Origin of the sequence: Candidatus Corynebacterium faecigallinarum (assembly GCF_052264515.1) — a bacterium.
Lineage (GTDB): Bacteria > Actinomycetota > Actinomycetes > Mycobacteriales > Mycobacteriaceae > Corynebacterium > Corynebacterium faecigallinarum.
The window spans coordinates 1-14869 of sequence record NZ_JBQQOC010000037.1 but is presented as its reverse complement, the minus strand read 5'-3'; the positions used below and the strand labels follow the sequence as shown (position 1 = coordinate 14869).

Below are 14869 nucleotides of genomic sequence, written 5' to 3'. Positions count from 1 at the left end.
GTACACTTCGTACCTCTCAGGGCATCCCGGCTCAATGGCAGTCGCCTCGAGGGCCGCGATTGAGAACGTGAGCTGGGTGTCGAGGCATCTTTCCGAGCTGATCTTGGTGCTGGAAGACCAGGAGCAGTACGCCGTGGACTCATTCACCGGCGATATACGGCTCGTCGGGAGCCCGGAAGTGGGCATAGCCTGGATGCTCCCAAACCGGACCGAGGTTCCGGTCCTTGATCTCGCTTACTTACCTCCCATCGCAGCAGTAGAGGTAACGACACCATTGCCGGCACTCACGAAAATGTTCGCCGGAAGCGACGGCGGCATCATTGCGGCGGCACATTCCTGGTCCACTGCGGCGACCCGGATGCAGCAGGCGTCGGATACCCTCCGACGAGCAGCGGCCATGTTGTCGCATACGACAGAGGGGACATCGTTCGAGTTCGCCACGCAGTCGATCCATGACGTGTCGACACAATGCGCGACGGTGGCCGTGAATGCTCAGGCGATGTCTGTCTCCATGAACCAGCTACCGCCGATCCGAGCTGCTGCACACGCCCAGTTGGTTGCCTTGGAAGCGAAGATGGCTGCAGAGGCAACTGCTGCCGGAGCCGCAACCGGAGGGACAGGTGCCGCTGCGGTCGCGGCGCAGTCGCAGGCCGAGGTCGTGACTTTCGTGTCTACCTACCTGCAGCCGGCACTTGATACAGCGAGACCGACAGTGGCGAACCTGTCGGCGCCGGTGGTCGGTCACACCGGGGGTGGGACAGGAGTTGTCGGTGCAACGAACACCATGCCGATGGGGGAGGTGGTGACCCAGGTTGCAGGTGGAGCAACCGCGCCCGGGCCCGGAGCGACAACTGGCCAGGCTGTCAGTCAGGCGACGACCCCCACTGGTGGAGCGGCGGCACCGGCAGGCACGGGAACTCCAGTCGGCGCTGCTCCGACTCCGGGGCGCATGTCGCCGACCGGTGGGGCGCCGACGACAGGAGTAGCGCCGGCAGGCGTCGGTAGAGCGGCATCTCCTGGAACTACTGGACCAGCAGGAACGACAGGTGCACCGACTGCTCCTGGTGTCACGACTGGACCAGGAGTCGGCGCTCGCGGCGGAGTGGCGACGACCCCGCCGGGCGGATCAATCACAGCCCCACGTGGAGCCCCAGGTGTGTCGCTGGGGCCTGGAGCTGGTGCTGGTGGTGGTGCCGGGGGAGCTGGCCGAGTCGTCCAACCACTGTTGCCGAAGTCTTTCCCGATCACCGGCGGTCCCGTCGCGCCCGGCGGGCCCGGAGGTGCCGGTAACGCCGGTGGCAACGGATCAGGCAACACCGGGGCACGAGGAACCGCAGCCATGGGCCCGATGATGGGCGGCGCTGGCCGCGGCACCGGGGCAGGAACGGCTGCAGCCGGCGGGGCAAGACAATCCGGCAAATTGGGCAACGGCACTGGCATCGGGTCCCGGTCGGGATCTGGCTTCGCCGGAGTGCGTGAATACTTCACCCGGCAGTTCCTGGGGAAGAAGCCCCAGACGGTGAAGAAGACCATCCGCTGACACTCCTGACACCCCTGACACACAGAGAACCCCTCGTCCCGGCCTTGGAAAAGGCTGGGGCGAGGGGTTCTCGTCGCTGTGCGTCAGTGCGTCTCTGCGTCAGCGTGTCAGTGGTGCAGAGTCCACCAACGACACGGAGCTGAGTGACTACTCATCGTCGACCGAGTCGTTGTCCGACACGATCTCCAGTTGGTCGGCGACCTGCTCCAGCAGCCAGGCGTTCGACAGCGACGACGGGATGTTCAGCGCGGCCATGATGGCCTTGTCGTCCTCGACAACCGCACCGGACTCTACTTGCGGCAGGTTCGAGTAGCCCGGGATCGCCCGGATCTGGTCCATGCCCTCGGAGGCGTACATGCCCATGAAGTCGGCGGCCAGATCAGAGACGTTCTCGTAGGAGATCATCGCGCGGCCAGCCTCGACCTTCACCGAACCGTCGGTGAACGCCTCCGGCAGGGTCATGCCCAGGCGCGAGTAGAAGTCATTGGCGATGTTCTCGCCGTCTGCGATGACACCGAACTGGCCACCACGGTCCTGCACGGTCAGCGCGGTCTTGCCCTCCAGGCCAGGGAACTCCTCGCGGGCGTCGGCGAAGGCCTGCTCATCAGCGTCGATGACCTCCTGCGCCTTGTCCTCCAGGCCGTAGATCTGGCCTAGCGCCTCCAACTGCGGAACCCAGTCGGCGCTCTGGTCGATGCCCGGCAGCACGGAGGTGACGTCCTTCAGTGCGTCGTAGGCCTCCTCCGGGATGCGGTACAGGTCACCGACGATCAGGTCGGGGTCCTCGGCGGCGATCTCCTCCAGCGGGACGGCCTGATCCGACAGCGGGATCCGGGTGACGCCCTCGAGCTGGTCATTCTTCCAGTCGGCGTTGGCATCGTCCGGACGCTCCACGATGGCGTCCGGGCTGATGCCGAGGGCCAGCAGGTTGTCGACGGCGGTACCGATGGCGACGACCTTCTCCGGGTTCGTCGGGTAGGTGTCCTCGCCCCAGACGTGCTCGATGGTGACCTCAGAGGCCTCGGCACCGGTGCTGGCGTCGGTGGAGGAGTTGTTCGAGGTGTCCGAGTCATCGGAGGAGCAGCCGGCGAGAATCAGGCTGCCGACGACGAGAGTGGCGACGAGGGAGGTGCGAGAGCGAAGCTTCACGGGAAAGACGGTCCTTTGCGGGAGATCAGATGGTGAGGGAAAGGTCTTATCTGGTGAGCCTTGACTTCGTTATGGGTGTCATGGCCATAGTCGAACGTACTACCGTTGTTACAAGCTTGACAAGGGCTGAGTGGAAGCTGGTGCTGGAATCATCAGCCCCGTTTGCGCTGACCTGTGCGTCTTAGAGCCGATGACGTCCCTGCGGATTGAATCCATCTGCCGGGCTCGACGATGCCGCCGATGACGGAGTGCGATAGGACGCTGAGGTGGTCGGGGAGGGCGACGCTGTCGACGACGTGGACGCTGCGGAGATGCGGTGGATTGCGGCAGGGTAGTTGCCGAACGATGACTGGCCCGGCGTGGCGGTGGTGGCCGCAGGACGCACGTTGTTGTGGGGTGCGGTCGGGGCGACCGGAGGGGCGGCCGAGATCTTCTTCCACCGGGACACGGTGTCGCGCAGTTCGCCGTAGGCGTAGTCGTCGGTGGCCCGCTTCAACCCGACGTGGATGTCGCCGAGGCAGCGGCGTCGCTGCTCGGCGGGCAGCGTGTCGATCCACTGGAAGACCTCGACGGCGGCGTCGGCGAACCTCGCGTGCCGCTCCTTGGCGGCGGTCAGCCACAGGGTGCATTCCAGGCCGGACGGGCCGACCGAGCCGTAGGCCGTCGTCGGCAGAGTGGAAGCCGAAGGTGCGGCGGTCTGAGGGGCGGAGGTCGGCGGGTTGGACGTAGACGGGCGGTAGGTCGATGGGCTTGATGCCGGCGTGGTGGACGTAGACGGCGGGTAGGTCGAGGGGCTGGACGCCGAAGGGGCGGAGGTAGACGGCCGGTAGGACGACTGGCTGGTTGCCGAGCGCGTGGAGGTCACCGGGGTGGAAGTGGTCGGACGGGCGGGTGCCGCGGTGGTCGGCCGTGCCGATGTCGTGGGGGTGGCCGACTCCGCAGGACGGGATGTGGGGCGTGCCGCAGGCGTGTACGTCGAGCTCGACGTTGCACTGGAGGCGGCAGCGGGGCGCGCTGAAGGCGTGGATGGTGCGCTCGATGTCGCACGAGACGTTGCGCTGGACGCTGCAGTCGGACGGGCCGATGCCGCCGATGTCGTCGACGACGCCGGCTTCATCGACGGCGCTGCAGTCTTCGCCGAAGCTGCCGTCGGTGAGATAGCCAGGGTCACCGTCACGGTGTCGTGGTTGATCGTCGGCTGGTAGATGTCCAGCAGGGTGCGGACGTGGGTGGCGGCATCATCCAACGTCGTGACCTGCAGCTGTCGGCCGTTGTCGAGGGTCAGCTCCCAGCCGGCGGAGGTCTTCTGCGCGTCGACATTGACGCTGTAGGTGACCGGATCGTTCACAGTTCCCCCGAAGCGTGACTGTGGGGTCACCCAGCCACCTCCTGTGTAGTTAAAGATGTCTCTATCGTTGGTGAGGTTACTACCGTTACAGCCCGCACGAGTGGTTTTCTCGCTAGGTTCACCCCTGATTTCTTCTTTCGGACGCCTCTTATCGGGGGCAGTGGTGGGAAATGCCCATGTTGGTCGGCCCCGCCGGTACGCTGACTGCTCATGCGAGTCATGTTGATCACCAACCCTTTCGCCACCTCCACCACGCAGGAAGGCCGCGACGCCCTCGCCCGCACCCTGTCCGAGCGCCACGAGGTGGACCTCCAGCCGACCACTCACCGTGGTCACGCCGGGGAGTTGGGCGTGCAGGCCGTCGCTGAAGGATTCGACGCCGTCGTCGTCCACGGTGGTGACGGCTCGGTCAACGAGCTGGTCAACGGCATGCTCGGCACACCGGAGCTGCAGGGCGGCACGGTGCGTCCTGCCGCCGCCGATCTGCCGGCGGTTGGTGTGGTCCCCGGCGGCAACGCCAACGTCTTCGCCCGTGCCCTCGGCGTCAACCGCAGGTCGGACGCCGCGGTCGGCCAGCTGCTCGCCGGGCTGGACGCCGGTCGCCGTCGTACGATCAGTCTGGGTCACACCCTGAACCGATGGTTCCTGTTCAACGCCGGCATGGGCATGGACGCCATCGTGGTGCGCAAGATCGACGAGGCCCGCCACAACGGCAAGCCGGTGACGAACCTGCGCTACGTCTCTGCTGCCGTGTCGTCCTTCCTCAGCAAGGCGGACCCCACGCCGAACTTCCGGGTGGAGGTCCCCACCGGTGAGGCGGTCGATGGTGCGCGCTTCGCCTTCGTCAGCAACACCGGCCCGTGGACCTACCTCGGTCCCCGTGCGATCGCCACGAACCCGGGAACCACCTTTGACAGCGGGCTGGGCCTGTTCGCCTCCACTTCGGTGTCCGCACTGCCGAACCTGGGCCTGGGCGCCCAGCTGCTGACCGGGTCGTCCAACCCGCGGGCCTCCCACCTCTACCGCGACGACGACGTCGAGTGGATCCGCTTCACCGCCGATGCCCCGGCGGACGTCCAGATGGACGGCGAGTACCTGGGCACCCACACCTCGCTCGAGTTCGGTTGCGTGAAGAACGTCATCGACGTGGTGGTGTAGAGCCCGGCGAAGAAGTCCCAGACCGCGCCCGGCCCGTCGTAGCGGGCGCCGTTGCTGTGGCCCCAGCGTCCGGTGGCGGTGGGGAAGGAGTGCCCGGACTTGTCCACGGCGATCAGCCGCACCGGCTCGGCACCCGGGGCGGTCGCCGGCCAGTCGGTGATCTCCGCGTCGCCGTCACGGACCGGTTCGGTCGCGTCGGACGCCCCGTTGCGCTCGGCGAACAAGTTCGCACTGTCCACCGCGGAGCGAACGAAGCCCCGGGAGATGGCCTCGCTGCCGTGCCCGAAGACCACCTCACCGCCGTTGATCGGGTTGATGGCGTCCTCGCGACCTTCGATGAAGATCATCGGGACCGGGGTGCGCGAGTCCTCGCAGGTGATGTTGTCGTCCACCGGCACGTTGGCGTTCACCACCGCCACCCCGGACACGAAGTCGGCGGCCTCGAACGCCAGACGTTGGACCATGTGCCCACCGCTGGAGAAGCCCATGGCGAAGGTCCGCCCGGTGTCGACCACCTCCGGCCCTAACTCTTCGCCGACGGCCGCGACGACCTGGCGCATGAAGCCGACATCGTCGAGGTTCTGCTCCTTGGCAGGCCACATCCCCGCCGCCCGACACTCGTTCCAGTTGTTGGCGTGGCCGTCGACGTAGGCGATCACGAATCCTTCGGTGTCGGCAAGTTCCTCCAGGTCGGGGCCGATCAGGCCGCGCACTCCGGCGGCGGAGTCGTTGGTGCCGTGCACGACCAGCATCACCGGCATGGGCTGACTGACTGCCCTGTCTGCACCGTCGGGAACGTACAGGTCCCAGGTGCGCGTCAGCCCGTCGACGGTGACGGAGTGGTACGGGTGCGACCGCGGTTCCGGGGCGTTGGTGGTCGTGCAGGACGCCGCGAGCATCCCGGCCGCCAGCACAGTGGCGGTGACCAGGAGCCGTGACATGGGCTGCTTCATGTGTTCCAGTGTGCACCAGTCGGTGGGAAGCAGGAAGATCCGTGTGGTCGGGACACGAATCGTCGAGGTCATTGGAACCGTCCCCGCACACCTGCTGGATTACCACTGTGATCGTCGAGAACATCTCTGCCCCTGTGACTCTGGTCCTGCACCACCCGCACTTCTTCTCTGCCGAGTACTGGAGGGGGTGGTCTGAGCTGTCCGGGTGCAACATCATCGCCTTTGATGCGCCGTTCCACGGGGATAACCGGGTCGACCAGAGTTACCAGGAGTTCGCTGCGGATACGGTGGCGCAGGCGAGGGAGCTGGTGGACACCCCGCTCGTTGTCGCCGGGGTGTCCCAGGGTGGGGTGATCGCCCAGGAGTCCTCCGGTCAGCCGGGCGTCGTCGGGATCGTCGGTATCAGCACCACCCGACGGGCTGCCGATGAGGAGGAGCGTGCGACGATGACCGGCCTGATCGACATCTGGGGAGCTGATAGTGGTCCGCAGCCCGTTGCGGAGAACGTTGCGGCGACCTCGGCCAACAGTCAGCAGCCCGCGTATCACGAGACAGTGGCTGCGGTGCTGGCCATGACAGGTGAGCAGGTGTCTCACACCATCCCGCTGCTGGAGGACCGACGTGGTGGGATCGAGCTGTCGACCCCGTGCCTGTTCATCCACGGGACCGCGGACCAGACCTACGCCTATGAAGACATGGTGTCGGTCGTTCCGTCGGAGCACTTCGTCGCTGTCGAGGACGGTAGTCACTCCATGACTAGGAACAGCCCGGAGTTTGTGGCTGCGGCGCTGCGGGAGTTCGCTCTGTCGCTGGTTTAGGTCATCGTTCCACTGGAGCCGCGGGACCGGCCAGCCATCGTACTCGGCCAGAATCTTAGCGGGCGGATCCGCGTCCGGATTCTCTGGGAGGACGAGTTCGATGACGACCCGAACGTGGACCCGACGACGCTGTCCTGCCGTCCTGATGAGTTAAAATTCGCACCCGGGTACCCGAAGACCTAACACCGTGGTGCGGGGTTCTGCCGGGAGTGCTACGTCGAACGCGACAGATCCACCAGGTCGAGTGCCTTGCGCACCGATCCCAGACACTCCGGATGCTTCAGCTCGCTGACCAGGGTCAGGAATCGGTGGGGCCCTTCTGCTCTTGGGCGTCGTCGGGCCCATGTGCGTTCAACTCCTGCAAGTGCCCGATAGCTTTTCCCAACGCATCGTTGGTCTCCTCGAGCCTGGAGTTGGCGGTCTGCAGGTCAGCGATCTGCTTTTCAAGCTCGGCGATACGACGAGCTTCGGCTTCATGTTGACTGGCGACGGCTCGGCGTTGGGAATCGGAGGATTTCACCCCACCATTTTCCCTGGGGGTGCGTCCATTGTCGAGGTCCGCGTCTTAGACAACACCGCACCATCGGCGCAACATTGCGTGGAGGCTGGAGTGACTTACACACAGCGTGGCAAAGAGATCGAGCGGGTGTTTCATCGAAGGAAAGTGTGTCTGGTGGTCACGCTAAGCTGATCACCATGACCAACGACAACCGGAAAGCCCCGACGGTGTGGGAGGACGTGAACTGGACTGCGCCCAGCATTCTCAACCCCGACCGTATCGATGACGCGGTGGCGCACGTGGTGACATACTTCGCAGACTTCCCCGGATACACCGGCCCCGGGTACACCGGGGCGATGTTCAATGAGCTCGGCGGAGGGGGCGACCGGCCGGAGATCGCGGACACCTTCACCGTGGAGGACGTTTTCGCTATCGCTACCCTGAGCGTGAATCTCGACCCACTCCAGGCTTTTCAGCTCATCGGTGCGGTGAGCGCAGCAGAGGTGGACCCGAAGTACACGGACAAGAAAGGTAAGACAAGTCGCCCGAAGGTCACCTCAGTGCCGATTGATAGTGCTGAGGTCGGGCGTTTGCTGGCGAAGCTGGAAACGAAAGACCTTATTGAAGCCACAAATGACGACCTGAAAGACACCGACAAGCTGTGGCAGGCGATTCGGCGCCATAACCTCGGGCCCACTCGGGTCAGCAAACTACTGGCCAGAAAGCGTCCTGATCTATGCCCGGTCATCGACAGCTACATCAGGGCGCAGCTGGATCACGGCGGGAACAGAAAGAACTTTTTCAAGAGCTTACGAACCGTACTGAGGGACGAGAATTTAGATCTTCCGACGCATCTCCGTGACATTCAGCAAAAGGCGATGGCCGGAACTACGTCGGCCAATGCTGCAGGTCAGGTTAATCGCACTGACCTCGTCCCAGGGCTGCACGCCGCTGAGCGCATCAGTAGGCTCGGCGTCCTGCGGATCTTCGACATCGTACTGTGGATGGAAGAAGATGCGCGACGGGAGCGAACGAAGAAGCGGGGTAATCTCAAAAACAGCGTGGTTGAAGCTGCTCAACGGTAACGGTTGACTGGTTCGATCGGCTGCGGCCATTCCCCGTCATCGGCCAGCTCTACCCCTGTGTGATCCGCTGGTACGCCACGTCGGCGACGACCAGGTCCTGCCAGCCCATGCCGACGGTCTTGTAGAAGGCCGGACCGTCGCCGGCCATCGGTCCGTTGACCACCAGGTCACGCAGACTGTGCAGCGAGGACTTCGTGATCGTCCCGTTGTCTACTGCGATGATCACATCTCCGGCCTCGCGCATGGCGGTGGCGGCGTCCTCGACGTAGACGGTGCTGCGCCGCAGCAGGGTGTCGTCGGTTTCGCGCAGTTCCGGTTCGTGGGATCCCATCGCCACGACCACCGCGTCGTTACGGACCAGGGCACCGTCGAACAGCGGGTCGCGCGAGCTGGTGCAGCACAGCACCAGGTCAGCCTTCGGCACCTCCACCTCGGCCGACTCACCGACCTTGGCATTGAATCCGTCGGCGACCAGGGTGTCCACCAGCGCGGACGTCTTCTCCGAGGTACGGCCGATCACGGTCACAGACCCGACCTCACGCACCGCAGCAACCGCGTGGACGTGCTGGTGTGCCTGCGGGCCGGTGCCGAACACCAGCACATTCTGAGCCCCGGGCGAGCACAGGTGCCGCACACCCAGGGCGGACAGGGCCGGGGTGCGCAGGCTGGTCAGTGCCGCGCCGTCCATCACTGCCAGGGGAGACAACGTCGCCCGGTCGAAGAGCAGGTAGATGCCCTGGATCTTCGGCACCCCGAGTGCAGGGTTGCCGGGGGCGGCGGTGACCACCTTGATCCCGGCGTAGTCACCGGCCTGGCCGGGCATCAGCAGCAGGCCGCCGGCGTCCAGGTCGACGATGGTGCGCTCCGGGGCGTCCGCCGGATCCAGGCCGGCACGCAGGGCGTCCTGCAGCGCGTCGACGGCATCGGCCATGGAGACGTGCTCCAGGACGGTGTCCTGGGTGATGTAGGGCAGGGTCGGGGTGTCGCTCATGGGGAGGACGGTCCTTTCGTCACGGAGGGTGCTGAGGGTGCGGCGGGTGCGGTGGGGTACGGCAGGTGCGGTGGGGTACGGAGGGGGACGGGAGGTTCGGTGTGTGGCGAGATCAGAAACGCTCGGGGGAGAGGTCGGAGATGCTCTCCGGGGAGGTCTCTCCGGTGGCGAGCTCAGCGATGAGGCGTCCGGTCACTGGGCCCAGGCTGATGCCGAGCATCACGTGCCCGGTGGCGACCAGGACGTTGGGGTGGGACTTCAGTGGGCCGATGATCGGCACGCCGTCCGGGGTGGTGGGGCGTAGGCCCGTCCACGGGGTGCTGGCAGCACCGGTCTGCTCCACGGAGGCCTGCTCGGCCCGGTCGATCCAGTCGGTGAAGTACTCGCGGGCACCGCTGAGGATGCCACCGGCCCGGACCTTGTCGATGGTCTCGTCGATGGCGGTGAAGCCCATCGTCCCGGCCAGGCGGACCCGGTCATTCAGCGGGGTGATCGCCACCTTGCCCTCGGCGAGGTACACCGGCTCAGTCGGTCCCCCCTCGACCAGCGGCAGGTCGTAGCCGTAGCCCTTGCCGGACTGCAGGGAGACCCGCTCCCCGATGCCGGCGAGGATCTCGTTGGTCCACACACCACCGGCGACGACGATCTTGTCCGCCCGCAGGCGGGTGCCGCCGACCTGCACGGATACCTCGGTGCCGTCCGGGGACGAGCTGGGACTACCGAAGGGGGCCGGGGAAGTGACCAGGCTGGCGGACTCGCCGAGCCGGAGGGTGACCCCGTCGCGCTCACAGGCCGCCGCGAGTCCCCTGACGAAGGACGCCGGGTCGACCGACTGGTCGCCGGTGGACTGGATTCCGGCGACGACCTTGTCGGTGAGCACCGGGGAGTGGTCCTTCAGCGCGTCGGCGTCCATGTGCCGCCAGGAAAATCCAGGCAGCTGGCCGTCGAGGGTATCCAGCTCGTGGACACGCACCTCGACCTTGTGCGGGTCGGTGAACAGCATGGTCAGCGGGTCGACGTGACGTTCGAACTCGACACCGTCGGCCTCGAGGTCGTCGAATAGGTCAAGGGCGCCGGCGCTGAGGCGGGTGAGGGTGGCGGCACCGCGGGTGAAGCGGGACTCGGTGCAGTTGCGCAGCATCTTCAGCAGGAAGGACGCGAAGTGCGGGTCGAGGTTCGGTGACACGTACAGCGGGCTGTCCTTCTGCGTCATCCACTTCATGGCCTGCAGCATCATGCCGGGGGCGGGGACGGGAGTGGACATGCTGGGGATCAGCCATCCGGCGTTGTGGCCGGAGGCGCGAGCGGCCAGCGGCTCGGGGTCGATGACGGTGACGTCGAACCCGGACCTGCGAAGATAGTAGGCGGAGGAGAGTCCGACGGCTCCGGCACCGAGGACGATGGCGGTTTTCTCGGTCATCAGGAGGTCACCTTTCGGTCGGTGGAATCGGTCGGGTCAGTCGGGTCGATGGGCTTGGTTGGATCGGCAGAGACATCCGCGCCGGGAGCGGCGGCATCCTCAGCGCCGTCGGCCTCGGGCATCTCCGACTCGTCGATGCCGGTGGTGTGGGCGTCAGCGTCGCGGTCGACGGGCAGGGCCGGTGCCCCGGTGACCTTCGCCCAGATCCCGCCGATGACGGCACCGATGACTGCCGGCAGGATCCAGCCTGCATTGTCGGCGAACAGCGGCAGGAAGGAGAACCAGTCGTTGAGTTGGTCGGTGAGGATGCCGGCGGCCTTCAGGGCGTCCAATACGGCGACCAGTCCTGCGCCGAGCACGGCTCCGACGTAGACGGGGCGGCGTCCGCCGAAGAAGCGGTCCAGCAGGGTCAGGATGATAAGCGTCATCGCCAGCGGGTAGAGCAGGAACAGGATCGGCAGGGCGGTGTCGAGCACGACCTGCAGGCCGAAGTTGGCGAAGGTCATGCCGGCCAGGGAGTGCACCCACACCCACTGGCGGTAGGAGATGCGCGGGAACTGTTGGGCGAAGTAGTCGGCGACCGAGGTGATGCAGGCGACGTTGGTGGTCAGGCCGGTCAGGAAGACCACGGTGCCGATCATCGCCAGGCCCGGGGTGCCGAGCAGCACACGGGCGGATTCGGCGAGGACCGCGCCGCCGTTGTCGGGGCGTCCGATCTCGTCGACGCTGGACGCACCGAGCCACGCGGCGGAGATGTGCAGCAGGGCCAGGCCCACCACGGTGATCAGTCCGGCCTTGAGGAAGACCGAGGCGGTGCCCTTGCGGGAGTGCACGCCCTGGCCGCGGATGGTCTGGATGAACACTCCGCCGAAGACCAGGGCGGCGAGCACGTCCATGGTCAGGTAGCCCTCGGTGAGGCCCATGAGGAAGCCGTTGCCCTCGTCGTAGGGGGAGACCGGGTCATGCATCTCGCCCATCGGGGAGATCAGGGAGCGCACGATGATGATCACCAGCAGGACGGAGAACACCGGGGTGAGCACCTTGCCGATGCGGTCGACGAGCTTGCCGGGGGAGACCGAAAGGTAGATCGAGATACCGGTGAACACCACGGTGAAGGCCAACAGGACCCAGGCGGAGTTCGTCAGGGAGTCTGGGAGGTTCGGCTTCACGGTGATCTCGTGGACCACGGAGGTGGTGCGCGGGATGACGTACAGCGGCCCGAGGGCGAGGAAGAGCAGGAAGCAGAAGACGACGGCGAAACGTCGGCTGACCCGCTCGGCGAGGCGGAAGGGGTTGCCCTGCACCGAGACCAGGGCGATGATTGCCAGCAGCACCAGGCCGACGCCGGTGATGAGGAAGCCGGACATCGGCTCCCACAGGGCGTTGCCGGACTGCTGGCCGACGATCGGGGCGAAGATGATGTTGCCGGCGCCGAGGAACATGGCGAACAGCAGCAGGCCCAGGGCGATGATCCGGGTGGGGGCCAGTTTCTGGTCGGGTGGTGCTGACATGTGGTGGTCCTTCGTGAGTTGAATGTGCTGTGGCTCATTCAAGCAACTTCACTGTGACGAAGGCTTCGTCGGATTCGCTAGACTTTGACCCATGATTTTGGAGAAAACAACGAACGGTTCTGCTACGCGGCCGGGAATCACGTTGGACGCCCTGGTGGGCGAGCTCGACCGGCAGGTACGGGACGTCACGGTGCCCCAGGGGCAGACGCAGGACGCTGCGAGCGTCGCGTCGGCGGCCATCGTCGAGGCCGGGGACTTCGGCGGCAGCGTCCGCGACGAGCTTCTGCCTCAGGTCGACCTGCTCATCGCCGTTGGTGTGCCCGAGGGACCGTTGACCGACTGGCTGTCCGACGGCGCGACCCGCGCACGGCACCCGGTGGCGGTGATGCTCAAGGAGAACGTCGCCACTCCGGAACTGTCATCGGCGGCGGTCGGCGCAGGGGTTGCTGTCGTGGTCGTCGACCAACGGGCACGGTGGGATGTGGTGCATGCCCGCGTGCGTCGCGCCCTGGATGAGCGTCAGTATCTCGCCGGCGCTCCGGAGAACGCCGGGGCACCGGTGTCGACCCTGTCTGAGCTGGTGTTGCTCATCGCCGAGGGCACCGGTGGGATGGTGACCATCGAGGACGCCCACAACCGGGTGCTCGCATACTCCCCGTCCGGCTCCACCGCCGATGCGATGCGGACCCAGGCGATCCTGGGACGCAATGCCCCGGCCGGGTCGATGGAGATGTTCGCCCGCCACGGCGTGGTAGACACCATCCGCTCGGGGCTGGGCATTGCCCAGGTTCCGCCGGACGAGGAGATGGGCATGCGCGGGCGTCTCGTCACCGGCATCCACGGTCCCGGTGGGGAGACGATCGGCTCCATCTGGGTGCAGCCCGGGGTGGACGGTTTCGCCCCGGACTCCGAGACGGTGTTGCGTGGTGCAGCGGTGTCGGCGGCGACGTTGATGTTACGGCCGCCGGGCGCGCGGGCACCGGAGGACATGGTGCTGACCCGCCTGCTGGGGGAGGACGGCGGAGTTGATGTGGCCACGGCGCGGACGCTGTTGTCGCTGCCAGATGCCGGTCCTCACGCCGTGATCGGGTGCGGCCTCGCCGTGCAGGAGGAGGCAGGTTCCGGGGTGGGAAGTGCTGCGGGCAGTGGCACGGGCACCGCGGCGGGAACCGACCAGACTGCCCGCGCCGCAGAGTTGGCACGCAAGCTGCAGATCCACGTCCACGCCTTCGCTCCCCAGGGGCGGGTCGCGGTGATCGGGGCACGCGTCTACGTCCTGTTACCGCACATCCCGGAGGGTACCGATGAGCGACTGCAGTCCTGGGTCGCGGGGCTGCTGCAACGCTTTGACCGCAGCGAGGGGGCGGGCTTCCGCCGGGTGCGGGCGGCGATCGCCTGCCCGGTGGAGTCCCTGGCCGACGTCGCCGACGCCCGCGGGGAGGTCGACCGGGTGCTGGACTCCGCGGTGACCCACCAGTGTCGTGTCACCACCCTGGCCCAGTCGAGGACATCGGTGCTGTTGGGGGAGGTCATGGACCTGTTGGCCTCCCGGGCGGACACCGATGACCTGCAGGACCCGCGCCTGCGGGCGGTGGTCGACTACGACGCCGCACACGACAGTGAACTGGTGGAGACTCTCCGGGCGTACCTGCGCGCCGGGATGAACGTGACCGAGGCCGCGGCCGCGCTGAATGTTCACCAGAACACCCTGCGCTACCGGGTGGACCGGGCGCAGAGGATCTCCGGGCTGGACCTCTCCGATCCGGGAGACCGGTTGCTCACCACGATCCAGCTGGAGGGTGGGTTGGTGGGATAGAGCGGTGTAGGTGGCCTGAGCAAACGAGTTGTTCAGTAGGAAAACTGTATTCGGTGGTCACACTAGACTGAGCGTCATGAACAACGACACGAGAAACGCCCTGCCGGGTCTACGTCCTGCGCCGACTGTATGGGATGAAGTCAACTGGTCGACGCCGAGCATTCTTGGTGCCGACCGTACCGAGGACGCGGTGAGTCATCTGGTCGCATACACCGCTAACCGGAAAGGAAACACCGGGCCGGCGTACACCGGATCATTGTTCACCGAGCTCAGTGGAGGTGGGGACCGGCCGGAGGTTGCCCACGGGTTCACCGCCGAGGATATCGTCGCCGTCTCGACACTCTCGGTACACATTTCTGCGACACACGCTCTGCAGTTGATGGGGGCTACGCAGTCGGAAGCAGGAGAGGCGAGGGCAGCCATCGAGAGGGGAGAGAGGCGACTTCGGGAAGCCACCTCCACCCCAATTGACGCGGTGGAGGTTGGACGCCTGCTCGCGCAACTGCCGACGGACCTCGATCTGGAAGATGCCACGGATGATGATCTGGAAATCGCAGACCAGCTGTGGCGAGAGATCCGTC

The 14869-nt window shown here is 66.2% G+C and carries 14 protein-coding genes; 7 read left to right on the top strand and 7 right to left on the bottom strand.

What is annotated here, in order from left to right:
• On the bottom strand, nt 1–186 hold a 186-nt coding region (locus tag ACTXPP_RS13210), incomplete at its 3' end, for a hypothetical protein (protein WP_443342545.1).
• Nucleotides 187–1156: 970 nt separating this feature from the next.
• Here ACTXPP_RS13210 and ACTXPP_RS13205 point away from each other — a divergent pair.
• Nucleotides 1157–1540 carry a hypothetical protein gene (locus ACTXPP_RS13205; RefSeq protein ID WP_301498949.1) on the top strand — a complete coding sequence of 128 codons (384 nt, stop codon included), beginning with the start codon at nt 1157–1159 and terminating at the stop codon, nt 1538–1540.
• Between the two features lie 147 nt (nt 1541–1687).
• Here ACTXPP_RS13205 and ACTXPP_RS13200 read toward each other — a convergent pair whose 3' ends face one another.
• Nucleotides 1688–2689 carry an ABC transporter substrate-binding protein gene (locus tag ACTXPP_RS13200; RefSeq protein WP_443342543.1) on the bottom strand — a complete coding sequence of 334 codons (1002 nt, stop codon included), beginning with the start codon at nt 2687–2689 and terminating at the stop codon, nt 1688–1690.
• 181 nt (nt 2690–2870) lie between these two features.
• On the bottom strand, nt 2871–3554 hold the full coding sequence (locus tag ACTXPP_RS13195) for a hypothetical protein (RefSeq protein WP_443342542.1): 684 nt from the start codon (nt 3552–3554) through the stop codon (nt 2871–2873).
• Here ACTXPP_RS13195 and ACTXPP_RS13190 point away from each other — a divergent pair.
• The 3 genes from ACTXPP_RS13190 (at nt 3544) to ACTXPP_RS13180 (ending at nt 6966) form a co-directional block, all read left to right on the top strand.
• A complete protein-coding gene (locus tag ACTXPP_RS13190) occupies nt 3544–3894 on the top strand; it encodes a hypothetical protein (protein ID WP_443342540.1) in 351 nt (116 codons plus the stop codon). The genes ACTXPP_RS13195 and ACTXPP_RS13190 overlap by 11 nt on opposite strands.
• Nucleotides 3895–4247: 353 nt before the next feature.
• Entirely contained in the window at nt 4248–5195 is a 948-nt protein-coding gene (locus ACTXPP_RS13185; protein WP_443342538.1) for a diacylglycerol/lipid kinase family protein, read from the top strand.
• A gap of 1060 nt (nt 5196–6255) precedes the next feature.
• Nucleotides 6256–6966, top strand: a complete 711-nt coding sequence (locus ACTXPP_RS13180; protein WP_301498382.1) for an alpha/beta fold hydrolase — start codon at nt 6256–6258, stop codon at nt 6964–6966.
• A gap of 298 nt (nt 6967–7264) precedes the next feature.
• On the opposite strand, the gene ACTXPP_RS13175 is transcribed toward ACTXPP_RS13180, so the two are convergent.
• Nucleotides 7265–7486 carry a hypothetical protein gene (locus tag ACTXPP_RS13175; RefSeq protein ID WP_443342536.1) on the bottom strand — a complete coding sequence of 74 codons (222 nt, stop codon included), beginning with the start codon at nt 7484–7486 and terminating at the stop codon, nt 7265–7267.
• Nucleotides 7487–7662: 176 nt separating this feature from the next.
• Between ACTXPP_RS13175 and ACTXPP_RS13170 the strand changes: the two genes are divergently transcribed.
• Nucleotides 7663–8550 carry a DUF6308 family protein gene (locus ACTXPP_RS13170; protein WP_301498378.1) on the top strand — a complete coding sequence of 296 codons (888 nt, stop codon included), beginning with the start codon at nt 7663–7665 and terminating at the stop codon, nt 8548–8550.
• A 49-nt stretch (nt 8551–8599) separates the two neighbouring features.
• Here ACTXPP_RS13170 and ACTXPP_RS13165 read toward each other — a convergent pair whose 3' ends face one another.
• The 3 genes from ACTXPP_RS13165 to brnQ all read right to left on the bottom strand — a co-directional run bounded on the left by ACTXPP_RS13165 (nt 8600) and on the right by brnQ (nt 12472).
• Complete coding sequence (locus ACTXPP_RS13165; protein WP_301524771.1) at nt 8600–9541, bottom strand: ornithine cyclodeaminase family protein; 942 nt, start codon at nt 9539–9541, stop codon at nt 8600–8602.
• A 112-nt stretch (nt 9542–9653) separates the two neighbouring features.
• Nucleotides 9654–10961 (bottom strand): NAD(P)/FAD-dependent oxidoreductase, encoded by a 1308-nt coding sequence (locus tag ACTXPP_RS13160; RefSeq protein ID WP_301525293.1) that lies wholly within the window; start codon nt 10959–10961, stop codon nt 9654–9656.
• Complete coding sequence (brnQ, locus tag ACTXPP_RS13155; RefSeq protein ID WP_301498207.1) at nt 10961–12472, bottom strand: branched-chain amino acid transport system II carrier protein; 1512 nt, start codon at nt 12470–12472, stop codon at nt 10961–10963. The genes ACTXPP_RS13160 and brnQ overlap by 1 nt, the downstream gene beginning before the upstream one ends.
• 91 nt (nt 12473–12563) lie before the next feature.
• Here brnQ and ACTXPP_RS13150 point away from each other — a divergent pair, with 91 nt between their 5' ends.
• The gene (locus tag ACTXPP_RS13150; protein ID WP_301498206.1) at nt 12564–14288 is read left to right on the top strand and encodes a PucR family transcriptional regulator; all 1725 of its coding nucleotides are present in this window, start codon (nt 12564–12566) and stop codon (nt 14286–14288) included.
• Nucleotides 14289–14364: 76 nt separating this feature from the next.
• On the top strand, nt 14365–14869 hold a 505-nt coding region (locus ACTXPP_RS13145), incomplete at its 3' end, for a DUF6308 family protein (RefSeq protein WP_443342533.1).